Source organism: Endozoicomonas sp. Mp262 (genome assembly GCF_025643335.1).
Lineage (GTDB): Bacteria > Pseudomonadota > Gammaproteobacteria > Pseudomonadales > Endozoicomonadaceae > Endonucleibacter.
Genome location: NZ_CP092489.1, coordinates 1,455,608 through 1,472,807, shown reverse-complemented (window position 1 = coordinate 1,472,807; position 17,200 = coordinate 1,455,608). Strand labels below are relative to the sequence as shown.

The following is a 17,200-nucleotide window of genomic DNA, read 5'->3' as shown; positions in this document are numbered from 1 at the left end:
TGTTCCATTTTTACAGCTTTTTAAGCAGTTGTTTTTATAGTTTTGCCTTTTTGGGAGGCCAGCTAATAGCTGTTTAATTTGTGGAAAGAGTGTATCGGCAATAGCCAGTCTTGTCAGCCGTCAATGTCCGGTTTATGAAAATTGACCGCCCAGGAAACCACAGCTATCTAAGGCCAGTTCTGTTAATGCGAGTAAGTGGCTAAAAAAAGTCCCTTCGATTTGCTGGGAACAGAAACGCAGGTGTCGCTGTGAAATATATTCATCAACAGTTTGATTGTAAATCAGGGACACACAAAAAGCCCTAAGAGCCTCATCCTCGACATTTAATGCAGATATAATTCTTGCGTAGGGCAGCAGTGTCTCGCTCATGCAAAACTCCTTGAGGCAATCAATTGCCCCTGTGTAAATTGCTCAAAAACTATCCGGTGCTGTTCTGCAGGCTGGTGCATATCGCTCTGTATGGCTTGAGGAATGGCTATTACAGCAAAGCATCAACAACCCTGAAGCTAATTAAACGTGCATCTTTAACAATGTATCCATGGTGATATTGATTAGTATAGCTGCTGCATTTTTGATGTTACCCGAACTTATATTAGGTCAACAGAACCCACACAATGTGCTATCGTATCGTTTGGAATAGATGAATATCGTCAACTAAAAACGGGTTACAAGAGTCTGCCATGTCCATAGAATCACTAGGCCAACTGGAATCCAGGCTACAAAATCTCATCGACAAACTGGAACTTTCCAGGATGGAGCTTGAGGAGCTTAGAGTGGCCAACACCCAGCTAGAAGAAGAGAACGCGAAGCTTAAACATGAGCTTGGCACATGGAATGATAAAGTTAGCTCAATATTGGGTAAACTTGATAGCGTTGCTGAAGAGGACGAGAGTATTGAGCTAGAGAATCAGTTGGAAGAGGCTGCCGTTTAAAACAGTTATCCGGTTTTATCTTTTGGCTATTGGCTGCTGATGGTTCATAGCCCAGCGGAGAATGAGCTTGTAACGACGCTGGGCTAGTGTCCTGTGCAGACCGTGTGTGCGGTTTTGTATTTAATCGCTACAAAATGGTTTTGCTTATGAGTTTGTTAAAAGCTCCCACTCCTCTTCCAGTTCCATCCAGCACTCTTCTGCTTCAGCAAGGTCCTTTTTCAGATGGCTTTGTTTTGCAAGTAGAGTTTTGAGCTTATCTTTATTACTACTGTCATACAGTGCGGGGTTTGCAAGTAGCTCTTCTATCTCCGATAGCTTGTTTTGGGATAACTCTATTTTTTGCTCCATTTTTTCGACTTTTAACTTTAAAGGTCGGAGAGCCTTGCGTTTTTCTGCCTCTAGCCGCTTTTGCTCTTTTCTTGCCTGGGCTGAGTTTTCGGCAGGTTTGCTTTCTGCTGTGTCGGTTTTTTTTTCGGGGTTCCGTTGCTGGGTTAGCCAATCACTATAATCGTCAAGGTCTCCGGGGTATTCGTTTAAACGACCGCCATGAACTAAAAGTAGCTGGTCTGTTGTATTCCGGATAAGATTTCTGTCGTGGGATACCAGAATCATTGCGCCAGAGAATGACTGCAAAGCAATAGTCAGAGCATGACGCATTTCCAAATCCAGATGGTTTGTGGGTTCATCCAGCAGCAGTAAATTAGGCTTTTGCCAGGCAATGATAGCTAAAGCAAGCCTTGCTTTCTCTCCACCGGAAAAACCATTCACCTCCTCCAGGGCTTTGTCGCCATGAAAGCCAAACCCTCCCAAGAAGTTTCGCAGCTCTTGCTCACGAGCATCTTTGGAGAGCCGTTGTAAATGCAGCAAAGGGCTAGCTTTGGGGTCCAGGCTTTCGAGCTGGTGTTGGGCAAAATAACCAATTTTAAGATGTTCGCCAGGTTGTCGTAGTCCGGATACGAGTGGAATATCTCCCGCAAGGCTTTTGATTAATGTTGATTTTCCTGCACCGTTTGAACCAAGCAGGCCAATTCGGTTTCCTGGTAATACGTTCAGTTTGGCCTTCAGTAGAGTCTGTTCACCATAGCCCAAACAGCTGTTATCGAGTACTAGTAAAGGTGATGATGTTTTATCAGATTCTGGAAAGCTGAAAGAAAAGGGTGAGTTGACGTGAGCAGGTGCCAGTTCTTCCAGTTTCATCAGTGCTTTTAGCCGGCTTTGTGCTTGCCTTGCCTTGGTGGCCTTGGCTCTAAAGCGTTCTACAAAATGCTCCATATGGGCTTTTTGCTGTTGTTGTTTTTCATAAACAACCTGTTGCTGCGCAAGCCTTTCTGCGCGGAGTTTCTCAAAGGCAGAGTAGCCTCCACGGTATATATGTAAACGTCTGTTTTCAATATGAAGGGTGGTATCGGTCACTGAGTCAAGAAAGTCCCGATCGTGGGAAATAATCAGCAACGTACCCTGAAATTTTTTTAAATAGCCTTCCAGCCAGACTATAGCATCAAGATCCAGGTGGTTTGTAGGTTCATCCAGCAGCATGATATCTGATGGACACATGAGTGTTCTTGCCAGGTTAAGGCGCATGCGCCAGCCGCCGGAATAACTTCTGACATTGCGTTCCATGTCTGAGTGAGAAAAACCCAGCCCAACTAACAACTGCTCGGCTCTGGATCTTGATGTATAGCCGTCTGCTGTGGCGTACTGGTCATGAAGTTCTGCTATTTTTTCATGGCGTCCATTTTGTTCTGCTGCTTCTAACAAGTTTTCAATGGTTCTTAACTGCCGATCGCCATCAAGAACATAATCTATGGCTGTTTTATCCAGGGCCAGGATTTCTTGTGACATATGGGCAATGCCCCGCCCTGGAGATACGGTGATTTCACCGGTATCCGGTTCAAGCTCTCCGGTGAGAAGAGCCATCAGACTCGACTTTCCTGCCCCATTGGCTCCCACCAGGCCCAGGTGCTGGCCAGAATGAATAGTAACAGAGGCATCCTCCAGTAAGAGTTTGCCATCTCTGAGCATGTTTACTGAGTTTAATATGATCATGGGAGGCATTATAACTAAACGATGCATTCATAGAATTGGTATTATTTTGGAGCTGAATAAAGGGGGGGATACTTGTAGCCTGCATCCATGCAGTGGTGTGGTTGCGGTAAATTGGTATAAGTCTGACAAGTGCCTTGGGGGCGAAGGGGAATCATTAGATGGGAGCTTTTCAGAATAGATAAGGGCACCGGGTAAGATTACCTGGTGCCCTTATTGACGTTGGTACTGATAACTCTTTAGCTTAAATCTAGCCTATGCAAAGAATTTGCCTGGCTATTTTTTCTTAGCTGGAGTTTTTTTCTTGGCCATTTTCTTTTTAGCCGGAGCTTTCCACTTGGCAGTTGCCTTTTTAGCAGGTGCCTTTTTCTTGACTACTTTCTTTTTGGCGGTTGCTTTTTTGGCGGGTGCCTTCTTTTTGGCAGCTGCTTTTTTGGCAGGTGCTTTCTTCTTAACTACTCTTTTTTTAGCGGCCGTCTTCTTGGCAGGAGACTTCTTCTTTGCGGCCTTCTTTTTAGCAGCAGCTGCTTTTTTCTTGGCGGCAGCCATAGCTTTCTTCAGAGAGGCTTTAGCGGCAGCAAGTTTTTTAGTAGTGGATGCTACACTCTTTTTGGCCTTATCCAGTTCTTTCTGAAGCTTGGCTACTGCCTGTTCAAACTTCTTAACTGGATCTACTTTTCTGGTACTGCTTTTTTTAGCTACGGCTTTCTTTTTAGCTGCTGGTTTTTTTGCAGCGCTCTTCCTTGGTGCTGGCATGGTCGTCCCTCATCATTGCTTCTAGAAGTCATACTTCTGATTATTAAAGCTGGATAATTTATACCCAGTTTTAATAGAAAAATAGAGTGCTTATTCAGTTACTGCAAATTTTTTTGCGAAATTCCTTGATTTTTTTTTTAAAAATACACATGACTCAGCTAAAAAATCAACAACAGACGACACTTCATTATAAGATTTATGAGGTAAAAAAAAGCATTTTTTTTCACTTTAAAGGTGGTAAGGGGTTGTCATCTTTATATATTTACAGAAGTATGGGAGGCTAATAGAATGTTTTTCCCTTCAGAAAATTAATTTTGAAAGTAAGAGAGAGTTGAATGAAACTTAAAGCGCTTGTTGGCGTGGCCCTTATGTCCTGCTCAATGCAGTTAATGGCAGATACTCAGCCTGATATGCCATTAAAAACCGATAGTGATAAGCTTAGCTATAGTCTTGGTGTGGTAATGGCTGAGCAGTTAAAGCAGTTTGATGGCGTGAATGCCGATGCGCTTTTTTTGGGGATAAAGGATGTTTTGAGTGACAAGAAAATAAAGCTCGAACGTCAGGAAATGTTCCAGTTGATAGAAAAAGCTCGCCAGGATCTTGAGAAGAAACAACAACAAAAACTTCTTGAGGAAGCGAGTAAAAATCTTGAAAAAGGGCAAGCCTTCCTTAAGGATAATGCTAAAAAAACAGGGGTGAAAACACTGGAAAGCGGTCTCCAATATAGAGTACTTTCTGAGGGCAAAGGAGCAAAACCAGCTGAGACTGATGAGGTGGTTGTTCATTATGAAGGTCGACTATTGGATGAAAAGATATTTGATAGTTCATATGACCGGGGGCAACCAGCTACTTTCCGTTTGAACCAGGTGATTCGTGGCTGGACTGAAGGTTTAAAATTGATGTCCCAGGGTTCCAAATGGGAGTTGTATATTCCATCTGATCTGGCTTATGGCCCTGGAGGTATTCCCGGCAGAATCGGACCGAATGAGGTGCTGGTGTTTAAGGTCGAGTTGCTAGAGGTGAAAAAAGAAAGAGCAGATGACCAGGAAAAGGTGGAGAAAAAGGGAAGGCAGCAAGGGTAGCTGATTAAAACTAATACAGCTCACTATTCATGGCTGTGAACTTGCAGCCATGTACTGATTACAGGAAGCCATTGGTATAAGAGCCTGCTCATGATTTTTTGCAAGTCAAACCGAGCCCGGTTGGAAAAAACTGGTGCAGCCTAGCCCGGATATTTCATAAAGCAGCAGGCTGTCCATTCAATTTTGACTTTTCTGTGGGGGCTGCTGTTTTATCACTCTGTGACTAAAGGTCTTCAGGCTCCGACTACACCAATCTGAACATTTAACGATCAATTCTGCTTTTTTAGGCCGAATGAATACTCCAAACGTCTCTCATCTGGTTATTATTTAGGCGGGCTAAGCGTTGTGGAGGCTGCTACCCAGGCCGAGGCAACGGCATTTGATAAAATATCTCTGTTACATGCTGCAAAAGCTTCTTGAATGGGCAGCTGCTGGGTAGGTGCAGTTTGATCCGATCCTTGTACTCAACCACCTTAACCGCTACTTTGCAGAGTTTTGTGATTACCGTTGATGGCTGGGCTTTCTCCAGTTCCGTTCCTTTCAAAGCCTTGGTTCTCAGCTCGTAATGCAGAACGTAAGCCGCACAGGCATAAAACAGTCTCAAGTGATTGGCCAGAAAGGTCTGGTCTGACAGTCTGTCACCGGACAGATCACTTTTCAGGTGCTTAATGAAATTCTCATCCTGCCCTCTTGGGCAGTACAGATCCTCATAAATCACCTCTGGGGAAGCCTCTTTGATTGAGGTGACAATAAAGCGGGGATTGTCGCCTTTCTCGTTAACCTCTGCCTTATAGATTATCCGGGTATCGAGCCCTTTCCAGCTTTTAGCCTGATACTCGGCCTCACCGTACAGCCTGAGTCGTTCTGGCTCAGGCATATCGTTCAACTTGGCTAAGGCTGTTTTAACCTTGAAAGCTCGACGAGCCTCATCTAGCAACTCTTTGGCTTTAGGGCGTAAGGCCGTCTTGTGACCGGCACCTTTACCCAGCACATAATCAGCATGAGTATTAGCCTGAACAACATGCATTAACTCAGGTTGAGCAAAGTGGCTATCCCCGCGCACCAGCAAATGGGTTTTTGGCCACCGTTTACGGATAAGCTTGATGACACGCTTGATAATAGCGGCATTTTCCCTGCCTGTTGGCGTTTTGCCTGGACGGAGGATGGCAGTAATCAGCTTGCCACTGAGACCTTCAAAAATCAGCAAAGGCAGATAACAGTAGTCCTGATATTTGGCATTAAACAAATTCATTTGCTGCGATCCGTGGGTAATGGCCGGTGTGTGATCAAGATCGATCACGATAGCCATAGGTGGCAAGTCATAACTGGCGATAAAATGATGCACAAATGCTTCAGCCATTTGATAGATATCTTTGCGCCGCATGGACTTCCCGAGCCGTGTGTAGGTGGGAGATGAAGCCAGGTGGTTATCATCATCCAAAGGGTTTCGTCCGGTAGCCAGCTTTAACATGGGGTCTTTACGGAGGCGGTTGCTGTCGTTGGCATCCTCATAACCGCAAGCCATTTGCAAAATTCGCTGAACCAGGAGGTTTTGCAGAGAGTGGTCAATGTAGGATGGGTGACGCTTGTCATCAATGGCCTGGGTCAGTCTGGAAATAAGTCCGCTATGCAATATGGTTTCCCGTAACAGCAGAGCCCCAAAATCTGAAGATAACTCTCCACCATTGAAGTCCGCACGGATAGTTTTACCATTTGAAGGATGAAAGCGAAGCTGCTCTTGTGTAGATTGGGTCATGGCAAGTTCCGGTTTGCTTTTTCCGAAGCATTTTTTTGTCAATCCAATCGTACCAACAGATTGGACGGAACTTGCCTTTATTTATGAAATATCCGGGCTAGTGTTTAGAATCACACCCCGGCCGCATTGAGCCTGTTGAAGTGCGGAGACCCTCTCCTTCGACAAGCTCAGGATGAATGGGGTGTATACCTGTCAACGCTTGGCAGCACTAGTTGATAGGCCTGGGCAAGTCGCACTTCATAAACAGCTTCGCTGAATGAGCAGGCACTAATAAGTCGATAAAAAACAAATTGTTAAACAGATCGCAAGCATTGCCAGCAACCTGTCTTTGAGCTCAGAGGTATAAGTTTTCTTGGTTTTTTCAAAGTTGATTACGATGGGATTCGTGTAATGTTGCAATCAGCTTATCCTCAAGCATAAAGCGTTCTTCTAATGCTTCACCTAACCTGGATAAAGACTTTTGAAGACGTTTTATATCACTGATGTTTTCGCAATTATCGTTAAAATCAAGACAGTGATGGGTATTTTGCTCAATTTTTGGGTAAAGGGATTCCGCTAGATCAATTCCCCCATCATTAAACTCCAGGCTTTCTTGTATCAGCTGGTCATAAACCTCAAAATGACCTGCAGAGACGTAATCCACCAGAATCTGGCAGAGCTCTTTTAGCTTACTTGCCATTGGTCTGTTGTCATTGTTCAGCTGATCCATACCATTAATGGAGCAGTACAGTACAATTAACTCCTGACGTTCGTTGAGCCAGCGATCGACTATTTCGGATACGCCTCCCCAACGCTCTTTGGCCGTTCTGCAACCCTCCAGCATGACAATTCCTCTTAGTGGTTCGATCTTATCTGCTTGCAACGGGACCACTCAAGCGCCTGCTATCCAGCAGCTAAGTCGCTAGCCCGGATATTTCATAAACATGCTCCCGGCCTTACTTGTCCTTTGCGGTTCTAAGAAAGTTTTGTTCAGTCGACCGTACTCCCTGGTACGGCACTCCTTCACAAAATTCCTTAGAACCACAAAGCCCTGCGCAATGCTCGGGGCAGTTTATGAAATATCCGGGCTAGGTTATGACAGCGATTTTTTCGCGGCAAGCCTTTATTTCATAATTCACAAACTGATATAAAAAGCAAATTTTTGAGAGGGAGGGTGAAGGTGCTGAGTTTTAAAGGGGGGGGGATTTTTTAAATACTATTTGAAATAAAAAAAGTTATATTAATTTTAAAAAAATATTTATAGGCGGCGTGATTTTACTGGCAGGCCAGGGTTATCCGGCTGGGATTTTACGGGTGGTGATAGGTGGGGAATCGCTGTCCATCCAGAAATGGCTAAACAGCGGTGATCAGTTATCAAACCCTTCTGCGCTTGCGAAAAATCTCGTAAATGCCAAAAACAGTAAAACCGGCAAATGTCAGGAGAGTCCACCCCGGGATGGTGAGTCCCAGAAAAGTCCACTGAATTTCAGCACAGTCTCCGGTACCTGTCAGCATGATTTTTACAAACTCCGTCAGTGGTAAAATATCCACTAAGTACTCGACACCAGGCATACAGCTGGGAACTTGTTCTGGTGGCAGGTGTTGAATCCAGATCTGCCGACTAGCTAATGCCATGCCACTGGCTCCTAGCAGGGATGTTAAAACGCCATATATTTTGTAACCCAAATGACCCGGGTTGTGTATTGTGGCGACGAGAGCTGCCAGGCCTATAGCAATGACGACTATGCGCTGGGAAATGCAGAGAGGGCAGGGCTCCAGACCTTCAATATGCTGGAGGAATAAGGCAAATCCTATTAGACCTGCACAGGACAATGCGGCAAGTAAAAATAGAACCCTCGATGTTAGTCTTGTCATAATAGCTAGCCTAATTGGGTTAAACCTTGCTAATCAGCAAGCTGGTACTGTTGCAGAAATGTCTCGAAGTTGACGGTATCTGCCTTTTCAATCGCCTCTTGATCCAGCCTGGATCTCTGCGCTATTTGCTGGAAGTATTTTATCCTCTCAGGGGTCAATTCATGCTGCTTAAATAAACGTTGATGCCTTTGTGATTGACCCAGCATAAACTCTATATGGCTCACGGGTTCGTTGCTCAGCGCTGACAATACTTTCCCGGAAGGAGTTATAGCACTGTTTGCAAGCTTCTCGCGTTGTTGTCTAAAGCTATTAGAATACCTTGAGGTGTTTGAAATAGAATCCATTAACTGAACGATTGGCAGCATATTGTCCAGTAGCTCCGTTCCCCATTGCGTTAATAGTCTTGAGCCATCCGGGGTATTTAGCTGCAAGCCGGGACGCCGACCTTCCAGAACGGTTCTTTCAAAGTTATAGGTGACGTTGCGGCACTCTTGAGCTTCAATAGGCATGCTTTCTTGTATGGCGCAGTACATCAGGAAAATATCGAGAAAATCAGCATCCTGATGATTAATTCCCAATGGCTCGAAAGGGTTGATATCAATGCATCGGACTTCGACATACTCAACCCCGCTCTGACTCAGGGCTGTTAATGGCTTTTCTCCTGAGTGGGAGATTCGTTTGGGGCGAATGGTACTGTAGTATTCATTCTCAATCTGCAGCACGTTGGCATTAAGCTGTTTGAATTCACCTTCAGGTGATTTTATACCAATTTGCTGATATGGCTTATAGGGTGTCTGAATGGCTTGCCATAGGCTCTCTATGTACTCTTCAAGAGTGTTATAGCAAATATTCAGGGATGACTGGGCATTATTGGTATAGCCCATATCACTCATTCTGAGTGAAGTGGCATAAGGTAAAAATAACGTGTCCCGTCCTAATTTTTCCAGACCGGGATTATTTTCAGAAGGATCAAAAAAACTGGAATCCATCGCAGGGGAAGCGCCAAAAAGATACATTAGCAGCCATGAATATCGCCTGAAATTTCTGATCAGGGCAAGATAACCTTCAGAAGATGATGTATTCAGGAGAGTCCAGAAATCTTCCGGCAGGGAAAAGTTGTAATGCAGTCCTGCGATGGTTTGCATGGCCTTACCATAGCGGTGAGAAAGCCCCTCGCGATACGTTGTTTTCATCTGGCCTATGTTCGATTTCCCGTATTGGGCCACCGGTATATTCTGGTCACCGGCCAGCAAACAGGGCATGCTACCTGCCCATAGCACTTCATCGCTCAGGTGTTGAGCGGTATAGCAATGGAGTTCTTTTAGAAAGGTAAGTGCGTCGTTAACTTCACCATAGACCGGTGTTATAAATTCCAGCAGGGCTTCAGAAAAGTCCGTAGTAATATAGGGGTGCGTTAACGCCTTGCCAAGCGCTTTGGGGTGGGCTTCTTTGGATAGTTCTGCATTCTTGGAAACTCTCAGCCCTTCACGCTCAATGCCGTGGCGAATGCCAAGAAGTAACTTCTGGCTGGTCAGTTGTCCTAGACGCTCCAGACGGTTCTGATACAGGGTAGTCAAGATAAGGTTCCGGTGTCTGATAGATCAGGGGGAAAAACTATATAACGTAAACGTTACGGTTGCACCAGTGGATAGATTTTTTATATTGAAGCACCGGTTTCATCCACGATGAAACCGGTATGTTTATGAAGGTATGAAAGCCATTACGGAGGTGCTATGGGGAAGTAGGAAGTGAGTCACAGGCGTGACATGAAGTTCAAAACCCCTACTTACTTTCCCACTCCCTGTTCGGGTATCAATTTATTTGCGCAGCTTTTTGGCATTGGCAAATAAATCTGCGAAAGTGCCTCCTGTCGCCGCGCCCTGTTTTTTGTTGCCTGATTTTTTATGGCTTCCGGGTTGAGCCTGCTTCTTACCAGAGGATATTTTCTCTTTCGGTGATTGCTGTTTTTGCTCTGCCCTGCCTTCAGCCGTATCAGACATGCGCATGGAAAGGCCGATGCGTTTTCTGGAAATATCCACTTCCATTACCTTGACCTTCACAATATCGCCCGCTTTCACAACTTCCCGGGGATCTTTTACGAAACTGTTGGAAAGGGCGGAAATATGAACCAGCCCATCCTGATGAACACCGATATCAACAAAGGCCCCAAAGTTTGTCACGTTGGTCACAGAACCTTCCAGCTCCATATTCAGCTTGAGGTCACGGATATTTTCAATACCGTCTTTAAACTCAGCCGCCTTAAATTCCGGACGGGGGTCTCTTCCTGGTTTATCCAGTTCAGAAATGATGTCTGTTACCGTGGGCAGACCGAACTGGTCGTCAGTATAGGTTTCCGGGGTGATGGATTTTAAGAAGGCACTGTCGCCAATCAGGCTTTCAACATTACGCCTGGATTGAGCAGCGATCTTTTCAACTACGGGATAAGCTTCAGGGTGGACGGCAGAGCTATCCAGAGGATTGTCTCCGTTCATCACCCGTAAAAAGCCAGCCGCCAGCTCAAAGGTTTTAGCCCCGAAACGATCTACTTTTTGCAAAGCATTTCGGTTGGCAAATGTACCGTTTTCATTACGGAATGCCACGATGTTTTCAGCCAGTGTCCTGTTAAGACCTGATACACGGGATAATAAAGCGCCTGAGGCGGTGTTTACGTCCACCCCTACTGCGTTTACACAATCCTCTACAACGGCCTCCAGAGAGCGCGAGAGCTGCGTCTGACTGACATCGTGCTGGTATTGTCCAACGCCGATGGATTTTGGCTCGATTTTTACCAGTTCTGCGAGGGGATCCTGGAGTCGGCGGGCAATGGATACGGCTCCGCGGAAAGAAACATCCAGATCAGGAAATTCACGAGCGGCCAGTTCTGACGCCGAGTAAACGGAGGCACCTGCTTCACTGACTACAATTTTGGTCAGTCCCAGTTTGGGGTAGCTTCTCATGAGTTCTGCCACCAGGCGATCCGTTTCCCGGGAAGCCGTACCATTACCAATGCTGATCAGCTCGATTTGATGGGTCAGGCATAATGTTGCCAGAGTTCCCAGGGCTTCCTTCCACTGTTTCTGTGGTACATGTGGAAAAATAGTGGTGTGTTCAACCAGCTTGCCAGTACCATCAACCACGGCCACTTTAACACCGGTTCGCAGACCGGGGTCCAGTCCAATGGTGGGACGCAATCCGGCAGGTGCTGCCAATAACAGGTCTTTCAGGTTTTTGGCAAAGACCTTGATCGCTTCATCTTCGGACTGTTCGCGCAACCGGGTCATTAATTCGGTTTCCAGCTGGGTCAGGAGTTTTACTCTCCAGGTCCAGCGAATTGCATCTCTCAGCCAGCCATCAGCAGCACGTCCCTGGTCAGATATTTTCCAGAAATCTGCCACGAGTTTTTCACAGGGGTGGGTTTCACGTCGGTCTTCGGGCTCGTCTTTAAGGTGAATGCCAGACTGAAGAAAGCCTTCGTTACGGCCACGGAAGATTGCCAGGGCCCTGTGAGAAGGGATGCTCTTCAGTGGTTCATCGTACTCAAAGTAATCCCGGAACTTGGCACCTTCCTCCTCTTTGCCTTCAACCCCTGTACTTTTCAGTAGCCCGTCACTCCACAGGAACTCTCGAAGTTGTCCCAGTAGTTCAGCATTCTCACTGAAACGCTCCATCAGAATATAGCGGGCGCCTTCCAGTGCGGCCTTGGTGTCGGCTATACCGTTGTCAGCATTGATATAGCCAGCCGCTTCCTCTTCTGGTGTCAGGGATGGGTTATCAAACAGGGCATCCGCCAGTGGTTCGAGTCCTGCCTCCCTGGCGATCTGGGCTTTGGTGCGTCGTTTGGGTTTGTAGGGCAGGTAAAGGTCTTCCAGGCGGGTTTTGGTGTCAGCAGACCGGATATCTTTTTCTAGTTCCGGGGTGAGTTTTTCCTGGTCTGCGATACTTTTCAGAATCGTTTGGCGACGCTCTTCCAGCTCCCGTAAATAACGAAGCCTTTCCTCCAGCGTTCTTAACTGGGTGTCATCCAGCCCGCCGGTGGCTTCTTTTCGATATCGGGCGATAAAGGGAACTGTAGCGCCATCGTCCAGTAATTTCACTGCGCTGGCTACCTGGGTCTCCCGAACACCCAGCTCGTCGGCAATGCGCTGAGGGATAATCTCCATACAATATACTCAGTGAGAAATGGTCGTTATAAGCGAAAAGATTATAACTAAATAGGCAGGATTGTCTGTAGTTTGCTTGTTTGAAGTTGAGGAAGTGGTTGTTGATTTTAGTACAGCACCGGATTAAAGATTTCAGGTTTATGGCGCTACAGCGTAAAAAAATCCGTCCTTCTGATAATCCTGCTCCCTTTAGGAGCAGGGGGGTGTTAAATAGCCAACCTTCAGTTGCAAAATGCTGTAAATGTCCTGCTGATCACGCTCATGCATGAAACGTACAGCCTGTCGTAAATTAGGTAGAGCCTTTTGTAATAAATCCTGGTGCAGCAGGTTATCCAGCTGGGGTAATGGCTTAACTTCAGGCCTTGAGCATTCAGCTGTTACAAGTGCCACGTTGGGACTGCGGTTAAGTAGCTCCACAAGACTCAGTTTTTTCAGTGCCTTTTTTAATCCTATAACCGCATATCCCAACTGTTGCTGTGAGCGGGGAAAGGGCGTGCTCATCCCATAACAGATAATTCTGCAAAAGCGCTCAATTTGAACCTCATCTCCATCGCTGAAACCGAAAACGGGAGGTGTGGCTTTTTGCTCTTCAGCCGGAAGCCTGTGTTTCTGTTCAGTGAGTTCGCGTGCAATGGCTGCCTGTTTGCTGAGAATTTCGATGATTCCTTTCATATCACTACCCTCATAACTGTTGGCTAAAAGTTGTATGGGCCATGAGCAGGACAGGTTATTTTAAACCCGTTTGGTGTGCTTATTTGCCCGGGTTAAGGAATGTTATACCGGAGTAGGCTGAGAAATGGGCTAACCGCAGGGGCAGTATTACTGACAATTCAGCTGGGTATGGCTGACCCCCGGCAAGATGCCGGGAACGGAATGCAAATATCAACAGCCCTACAGGCTACAGAGCGTCCATCAACGGGGACGAAGCAGTTGCTTGATGGTTTGGTACAGGCTTTCTACGGTGGTACACCGGGTGGGGGTAACAAAAATAGTGTCATCTCCCCCTACGCAACCCAGGATACCATCTGCCTTACCCAGTGAGTCCATAAGTCGGGCAACAATCTGGGCAGCGGCAGGCGTGGTTTTGATTACGACGAAAGCATGATTGTAATCAATATCAACCACCAGGCTGGATATAGGAGCATCAACAGAGGGTACGCCCAGTTCGCCAGGCAGGCAGTAAACGGTTTCTTTTTTTGCGTTCCGGGTGCGAATAGCGCCGAGCTGGGTCAATATTCGCGAGACTTTGGACTGATTGATATTCTCAAAGCCTTCATGCTTGAGGGCGCAAACCATTTCAGCCTGAGAGCTGAATTGGTGCTCCTGCAAAAGCACTTTAAAGGTTTTTACCAGAACGGGATCGTGAACTCTCATTGAGGGGGGTCCGAGATAAAACAAAGGATCAGGGGATAAATTCCCCTGATCTTCACATAATTAAAGGGCGGCGATGCTGAGGCTGATCATGGAAACAGCGGCCAGAATCAACAGCAGAGGCCATATAAATTTGAACCAGCGTACGATAGATACCCGTCCAATAGCCAGCCCTGCTACCACCACACCGTAGGTTGGGGTCACCAGATTGGTGAGTCCGGCAGAGCTCTGGTAAGCGGTGACTGCGAGCTCACGGCCAACGCCGGCAAAATCAGCCAGTGGTGACATAATAGGCATGGAGAATACGGCCAGGCCAGATGTGGAAGGAATAAAAATCGAAAGCACCGCATGAATCAGGTACATCACGTTAACAAACAGCACAGATGGCAGGTTGGCGAGGCTGGATTCACCCCAGCTAAGGATGGTTCCGGTGATCATGCCATTATCCATCACTGTACCGATACCACGGGCAATACCCAGAACCAGAACAACACCGAGAAGGTCTTTACAGCCTTCTATAAAACACTCAATAAACTTCTCTTCGTTCAGACCACCAATCACTGCAACGATAATGGAGGCAGCAAGGAAGAGGATAGACATTTCTGTCATCCACCAACCGCCGGCTGCCACACCCCAAATCATGATGGCGAAGGTGACAACAAAGAGGGTCAGAATCAGCTTATGCTTGAAGGTGAATTCATTGTTTTCTTCCTTGCCGCGTTTTTCAAGAAAATGCTTTTCGTTGGCTTCTTTCATTTCAGCCACAAGAGAAGCGGCTGGATTTTCTTTTACCTTTTTAGCATAACGCATCACATAGAAAACACTGATCAGGAAACTCAGGGCCAGTATGATAATGCGTAAACCAACACCTTGGGTAAAGGGAATGCCGGAAGCATCGGAAGCGATAACGGTGGCAAAGGGGTTAATGGTTGAACCCAGTACGCCAATACCGGAACCTAATAGGACGATAGCAACCCCGGTCAGAGCATCGTAGCCGGCAGCAATAATGACAGGGATCAGCAACATATAGAATGGAATGGTTTCCTCGGCCATACCATAGACAGTGCCACCGCCTGCAAAGCATGCCATCAGAATAGGAATCATCAGGTGCTCTTTACCCTTCATACGGGAAACAGCCCGGGCGATACCTGCATCAATAGCCCCGGTTGCAGAGATAACCATCAGGAAGCCACCAATGATAAGTATGAACAGGCCCAGATCGATAGAGCCTTGAATACCGGTAATTGGCGCAGACAAAACATCTATCAAGCCTTGGGGATTGGCATCGGTTCGTGCATAAGTGCCGGCAACAGCCACTTCTTTACCCAGGGTTTCATTCATTACCGTTTGGTATTGCCCGGCAGGGATAATCCAGGTCATGACAGCCATAAAGGCAATAATCAAAAATAGGATTGTATAGGCTGAAGGCAGCTTTAGGTTTTTAATGGCACTCATAACCACTCCAATGAGCTTAATGGAAGAGATGACGCAAAAGTAGGTTATTAACTGAAAATTTCTCTACTCACTATGAATTAAGAAGGGTATTTTCAGGTTAAGGGTTGATATGCAAAGTGTCCGCAATCCCAACGTTTTATTTTTTGATTTAAATCAAAAATAGAGAGGCGAATAAAAAATGGGTGTTTATGCGTTTTGCTGAATGGGTTTGTGAGTTTATGCGAATAAGGACCCGTTAAGTCTGGGTAAATAGCTATTATAGTGACTTTTTATGGGTGTTATTGCCTATCAATAGTTGATCTGTGTCAATAATTAAAGACGTCTTAAGAGTAAGCTTGCTGCCAAGTTATTTACAGTACCTGTCATTTGAATTGATTAAACATGATTGGTTTTATGGGGGCATTTTAAATTGAGACTGTAAAAATCTGCTGTTGGTTTTTATAGCTTGGGTAAAAAGTCCTGATTATTTTTTGATATTGTTTTTTTATAAAGTTTTTAACTAAATTTTTAGGCTAGGAACATGAACGAGTTTTACGTTGGATCTGAAATTGGTCAGCTGCGCAAAGTAATGTTGCATCGTCCAGAGTTAAGTCTTAAGCGACTGACTCCTTCCAATTGCGAATCCCTGCTATTTGATGACGTGCTGCGTATTGAACAGGCCGGTAAAGAGCATGACGAATTTCAAAAAGTTCTGACGGAAAACGGTACAGAAGTCTATCTGCTCACCAACATGCTGGCAGAAACTTTGAGAATTCCTGAAGCAAAAGCATGGGTTCTGGATCGCCAGGTTAACAAGCATCGTTATGGGAATGCCCTGGCGAAAGAAGTTCGCGCTTATCTGGAGTCCATGGATGAAATGTCCCTGGCCAAGCATTTAACCGGTGGCTTGACCGTTGCTGAGCTGGATTCCTCCTGTAAGAGCATGACTCTGGGAATGATGGGTCAAACTGACTTCATCATTGATCCTATCCCTAACCACCTGTTTACCCGTGATACCTCTTGCTGGATTTACGGTGGTGTATCCGTAAACCCAATGGCCAAGCCTGCCCGTAAGCGTGAAACCGTTCACCTGAGAGCCATCTACAAATTCCACCCCATGTTCAAGGATGCTGATTTCCAGACCTACTTTGGTGATGAAGATCGTAACTTTGATCACTCTACAATCGAAGGTGGCGATGTTCTGGTTATTGGTCGTGGCACTGTCCTGATCGGTATGTCCGAGCGCACCACTCCACAGGGTGTTGAACAACTGACCCGGGCACTGTTCAAGACTGGCCAGGCCAAGAAAGTCATTGCCCTGCAACTGCCCAAGGCTCGCAGCTGCATGCACCTGGATACTGTATTCACTCACATGGATATCGACTGCTTCACCTACTACCCAGACATTATGAAGGGTGATACTGCATGCTGGGAACTGACTCCGGGAGCTGATGAAGAGATCGTATTCAATCGTGTGAAAGACGGCTTCACCAAGGCCATTGCCCGAGCCCTGGACGTGCCGGAACTGCGCATGGTGCCTACGGGTGGCGATATTTTCGAAGCTGAACGTGAACAGTGGAATGATGCCAACAACGTTCTGGCGATTCGCCCAGGTGTGGTTGTGACCTATGAGCGTAACGTCAACACCGTCCGCAATATGGAAGAGGCGGGTATCAAGGTGCTGACTATTCCGGGCGAAGACCTGGGTCGTGGCCGCGGCGGTGCCCGTTGCATGAGCTGCCCAATGCAGCGTGACGATATCTAAGTTTATTCTGAACCTTGATTGGCAGCAGTTCAGTCAGGGTTCAACAA

At 46.3% G+C, this 17,200-nt stretch carries 14 protein-coding genes; 3 read left to right on the top strand and 11 right to left on the bottom strand.

Going from position 1 to position 17,200, the window contains the following annotated elements; translation table 11 throughout:
- Nucleotides 1-132: 132 nt before the first annotated feature.
- Nucleotides 133-369 carry a hypothetical protein gene (locus MJ595_RS06415; protein WP_263081606.1) on the bottom strand — a complete coding sequence of 79 codons (237 nt, stop codon included), beginning with the start codon at nt 367-369 and terminating at the stop codon, nt 133-135.
- Nucleotides 370-680: 311 nt separating this feature from the next.
- Here MJ595_RS06415 and MJ595_RS06410 point away from each other — a divergent pair, with 311 nt between their 5' ends.
- Nucleotides 681-932, top strand: a complete 252-nt coding sequence (locus tag MJ595_RS06410) for a cell division protein ZapB (RefSeq protein WP_263081605.1) — start codon at nt 681-683, stop codon at nt 930-932.
- 144 nt (nt 933-1,076) lie between these two features.
- On the opposite strand, the gene MJ595_RS06405 is transcribed toward MJ595_RS06410, so the two are convergent.
- Complete coding sequence (locus MJ595_RS06405; protein WP_263081604.1) at nt 1,077-3,005, bottom strand: ATP-binding cassette domain-containing protein; 1,929 nt, start codon at nt 3,003-3,005, stop codon at nt 1,077-1,079.
- Nucleotides 3,006-3,251: 246 nt separating this feature from the next.
- Complete coding sequence (locus MJ595_RS06400) at nt 3,252-3,731, bottom strand: hypothetical protein (RefSeq protein ID WP_263081603.1); 480 nt, start codon at nt 3,729-3,731, stop codon at nt 3,252-3,254.
- 335 nt (nt 3,732-4,066) lie between these two features.
- On the opposite strand from MJ595_RS06400, the gene MJ595_RS06395 reads away from it, so the two are divergent.
- Entirely contained in the window at nt 4,067-4,813 is a 747-nt protein-coding gene (locus MJ595_RS06395; RefSeq protein ID WP_263081602.1) for an FKBP-type peptidyl-prolyl cis-trans isomerase, read from the top strand.
- Between the two features lie 355 nt (nt 4,814-5,168).
- Here the strand turns inward: MJ595_RS06395 and MJ595_RS06390 are convergent, their stop codons facing one another.
- The 8 genes from MJ595_RS06390 to MJ595_RS06355 form a co-directional block, all read right to left on the bottom strand.
- Nucleotides 5,169-6,569, bottom strand: a complete 1,401-nt coding sequence (locus MJ595_RS06390; RefSeq protein ID WP_263322433.1) for an IS1380 family transposase — start codon at nt 6,567-6,569, stop codon at nt 5,169-5,171.
- A gap of 361 nt (nt 6,570-6,930) precedes the next feature.
- Nucleotides 6,931-7,392, bottom strand: a complete 462-nt coding sequence (gene rsd, locus MJ595_RS06385; RefSeq protein ID WP_263081601.1) for a sigma D regulator — start codon at nt 7,390-7,392, stop codon at nt 6,931-6,933.
- Between the two features lie 530 nt (nt 7,393-7,922).
- Nucleotides 7,923-8,423, bottom strand: a complete 501-nt coding sequence (locus tag MJ595_RS06380; RefSeq protein ID WP_263081600.1) for a disulfide bond formation protein B — start codon at nt 8,421-8,423, stop codon at nt 7,923-7,925.
- 29 nt (nt 8,424-8,452) lie between these two features.
- Nucleotides 8,453-10,000 (bottom strand): glutamate--cysteine ligase, encoded by a 1,548-nt coding sequence (gene gshA / locus MJ595_RS06375; RefSeq protein WP_263081599.1) that lies wholly within the window; start codon nt 9,998-10,000, stop codon nt 8,453-8,455.
- 240 nt (nt 10,001-10,240) lie between these two features.
- Nucleotides 10,241-12,583 carry an RNA-binding transcriptional accessory protein gene (locus tag MJ595_RS06370; protein WP_263081598.1) on the bottom strand — a complete coding sequence of 781 codons (2,343 nt, stop codon included), beginning with the start codon at nt 12,581-12,583 and terminating at the stop codon, nt 10,241-10,243.
- A gap of 189 nt (nt 12,584-12,772) precedes the next feature.
- Nucleotides 12,773-13,255 (bottom strand): hypothetical protein, encoded by a 483-nt coding sequence (locus tag MJ595_RS06365; RefSeq protein WP_263081597.1) that lies wholly within the window; start codon nt 13,253-13,255, stop codon nt 12,773-12,775.
- Between the two features lie 240 nt (nt 13,256-13,495).
- Nucleotides 13,496-13,957, bottom strand: a complete 462-nt coding sequence (gene argR, locus MJ595_RS06360) for a transcriptional regulator ArgR (RefSeq protein WP_263081596.1) — start codon at nt 13,955-13,957, stop codon at nt 13,496-13,498.
- A 60-nt stretch (nt 13,958-14,017) separates the two neighbouring features.
- On the bottom strand, nt 14,018-15,409 hold the full coding sequence (locus MJ595_RS06355; protein ID WP_263081595.1) for a YfcC family protein: 1,392 nt from the start codon (nt 15,407-15,409) through the stop codon (nt 14,018-14,020).
- Between the two features lie 520 nt (nt 15,410-15,929).
- Here MJ595_RS06355 and arcA point away from each other — a divergent pair.
- The gene (gene arcA, locus MJ595_RS06350) at nt 15,930-17,153 is read left to right on the top strand and encodes an arginine deiminase (protein ID WP_263081594.1); all 1,224 of its coding nucleotides are present in this window, start codon (nt 15,930-15,932) and stop codon (nt 17,151-17,153) included.
- Nucleotides 17,154-17,200 lie beyond the last annotated feature (47 nt).